Source organism: Dietzia sp. Cai40, from assembly GCF_014145165.1.
GTDB classification, from domain to species: Bacteria; Actinomycetota; Actinomycetes; order Mycobacteriales; family Mycobacteriaceae; genus Dietzia; species Dietzia natronolimnaea.
The window spans coordinates 1-3,138 of the sequence record NZ_JAALEB010000272.1; the positions used below are offsets into that span (position 1 = coordinate 1).

Genomic DNA, 3,138 nt, shown 5'->3' on the forward strand with positions numbered 1-3,138 from the left:
CGACGGTTCCGCGGACGCCGCGACGCCCACCGGGCAGACGGGGACGAGCCCCACCCCGCAGGACGCGGGGACCCCGGAGCCGGGCCCCTCCGACCTCTCCGGGCCGACGCTCCCCCGCGACACCAGGGAGTAGAGGGTCGCGCGCGGCGGGGGCGGCGCACTATTGTCGTCAGGTCACCGTCTCGGGCCTGTTCGACGGTCGCATCCCGTTCCGCTCGACCTAGGAGCCCCGTGTCCGACCGCCGCTCGTCCGCCGTCCCCCGTTCTCTCTCGCCCCGCCGGTCCGCCCCGGGGCTCTCCCGTCTGCTCACCCCGACACTGGCGCCCGTCCTGGCCCTCGGGCTGATCGGCAGCATCGCGATGCCGGTCTCCGCACAGTCGCTCCCGGGCTCGTCGGGCTCGTCTGGCTCGTCGGGCAATATCGGTTCGATCAATGAGCTCGGGGGCAGCGTCGACCCGTCCAGCGCCGGCGCCGGCTCGGCGACCATCGGCTCGACAGGGTCCACCGGGACGCAGTCGTTGGCGGGCCTGGGGACGCTCCCGCCACTCGGCACCGGTTCACAGAACACACTGGCCACCCCGCCCATCGGGATGGAGGCGGAGCCGGTCACCGTCTCCGAGGTCCGCCACAAGGAGATCGGCGACCCACGCGTGGCCGGCGGCGACACCCGCTTCGAGCGGTGGTGGATCGCGTCCGAGTCCATGAACCGGGTGCTGCCGGTGGAGATCTGGCGGCCCGCGTCCGACGCCCCGGCCCCGATGCTCTACCTCCTCGACGGCGTCGACTCGCCGTCGCCCAGCGGGTGGCTCCTGCCGGGGGGCGTCCAGGACGCCTTCGCCGGCGAGCACGTCACCCTGGTCATGCCGGCGCGCGCCGACGGCTCCCTGCACGCGGACTGGCAGAACGACGACCCGGTCCTGAGCCGCAATGCCTGGCAGACCTTCCTCACCGAGGAGCTGCCCCCGCTGCTCGAGTCGGGCGAACTGCCCTTCACCGGCAAGCGGGGTGTCGCCGGGTTGTCGATGGGGGCCGCCAGCGCGGTCACCCTGGCCGAGCGGCGCCCCGACCTGTTCTCCGCCGTCGGCGCGATCGCCGGCTGCTACACCGCGCGCGACGATCTCGGATTCGTCCTGGCCAAGATCGTCACCGAGACCCGCGGCGGGAACATCGCGAACCTGTGGGGTCCGCGGACCGACCCGGCCTACGCGGAGAACGACGGGCTGCTCCACGCCGAGAAGCTCCGCGGCAAGACCCTGTACCTCGCCACCGCGACCGGTATGCCCGACGCCACCGAATGGGACCGCAACGGCCGTGACCTGCTCCGGTTCTCCCAGGGCACCGGTCTGGAGATCGCCACCCACGCGTGCACCGTCGCCATGGACCGACGCCTCGACGAATTGGGCATCCCCGCCCGGGTCGACTACCTGCCCACAGGCCTGCACAACTGGGACAACTTCGGCCGTTTCATCGCGCCGATGCGCGATACGCTGATGCCGGCGCTGCGCTGACACCACTCCCGGCGCCCCTCTGATCGCGAGGAGACGCCATGTCCGCCACGCCCACGGCCTCCGGATACCTCGACGACTCGGGGGCCGTCGTGTTCCCCCGCCGCCTGCCCATGTCCCGCGAGCAGGCGTGGGCAGCCGTCACCGATCCGGCCCGCACCGCCCGGTGGATCGGCCCGTGGTCGGGCGACCCGGCGTCCGGCACCGTCCAACTGACCATGACCGCCGAGGACGGCGATCCCGTCGACGGTGTCGAGGTGGTGACCTGCGAGGCGCCGGGCCTCCTGGTGGTGCGGACCGGTCCGGGCGGGTGGTTGCTCACCGTGAGGATCGAGGGCGACGACGACGAGGCCGTCATCTCCTTGGAACAGGACATCGCCGATGCCGAGTCCGCCTCCTCGATCGGTCCCGGATGGGAGTACTACCTGGACCGGTTGGTCGAGGCCGAGGCGGGGCGGGATCCGGAGGCGCTGAGCTTCGAACCCGACTACTACCCCGGCCTCGCCGAGCACTACCGGGCCCTGCTGGGCGGCTGAGCGGTCCGGAGCGGCCCGCTCCGCTCCCTCCACGTCATCCCCATCCCCATCCCAGACCCCTTCGATGACACCGCACGTCCCGCCGCGCCGCCGCCCCGGCGCCCGGCGCCCGGCGCCCCGGCGCGTCATTCGCATCGGTCGTGGTCGAACCACCATGTCGTACCCCGTTGCTAGTGTTTCCCTATCGAACACACGAGCGATCGCCTCGCTATCGCAGAAGGGGGAGCCGGATGTCGGCAGAACACGGTTCGGGGATCGCGGCGGCCGGCCTGGCCGCCCTCGACGCCCTCCGCACGGAGAACCGCGCCGCTGCCGCCCGTCTGCAGGCCTGCCACGATCTCCTGGCACTGTGCGAGGAGCAGCAGTTCGCCCGAGACGTCGAGGCCGGGTACTACGACCCCGACGGGCCAGAGCGCCCGCGCGACCACGCGGTGCTCGACCCGTTCGACGTCGCCTGTGCGGAACTGGTCGCCACCTACGGTGTTCATCACCACCGCGCGTCAGCGATGCTCACGCTGGCCCGGGATCTCGCCATCAGCTTCCCGGGGATCGTCGAGGCGATGGGGTCCGGCCTGCTGGACGAGCGCACGGCGGGGATGCTCGTCCGGCAGATGCGGACAGTCGATCCCTCCGTCCTGGACGCTGTGCACCGACTGGTCGTGGACTGGCTGCTGGACTCCGTCGACGCCGGCGAGCGACCCGGCCGCAACGCGATCCTGGCCAAGACCGACAGCATCATCGCGGACTTCGACCCGGAAGGGGTGCTGGCCCGGTGTGCTGCCGCGGCGCGTGAGCGTCGGGTCAGCGTCCGGCGCGGGGTGGACGGCATGGCCGAGCTCCGTGCGCACCTCACTTCGACCGAGGCGTCCGCGATCCACGAGGCGCTCGGGCACACCGCCGGGGAGCGGTTCGATCGCGAGAAGCGGGCCCGGATCGAGGCCGTCCGCGCCGGCACTGGGACGGCGCATGACCCGCATCCCCGTACCCGCCAGCACCACCGAGCGGATGCCCTCGTCGATGCGATCCTCGGTACCGGCGATCACGGCGACGGCGACGGCGACGGAGCCGGTGGCCGGCACGCGGGCAGCGGTCCGGC

3 protein-coding genes are annotated in these 3,138 nt (G+C 72.5%); all 3 read left to right on the top strand.

What is annotated here, in order from left to right; genetic code table 11:
- The first annotated feature begins 231 nt into the window (after nt 1-231).
- The gene (locus tag G6022_RS17165; RefSeq protein WP_182639929.1) at nt 232-1,509 is read left to right on the top strand and encodes an alpha/beta hydrolase family protein; all 1,278 of its coding nucleotides are present in this window, start codon (nt 232-234) and stop codon (nt 1,507-1,509) included.
- A 38-nt stretch (nt 1,510-1,547) separates the two neighbouring features.
- Nucleotides 1,548-2,042: an SRPBCC domain-containing protein gene (locus G6022_RS10830; protein ID WP_182639930.1), complete on the top strand. Its 495-nt coding sequence runs from the start codon at nt 1,548-1,550 to the stop codon at nt 2,040-2,042.
- Nucleotides 2,043-2,272: 230 nt separating this feature from the next.
- A partial coding sequence (locus G6022_RS10835; RefSeq protein WP_182691560.1) for a DUF222 domain-containing protein occupies nt 2,273-3,138 on the top strand: 866 nt, incomplete at its 3' end.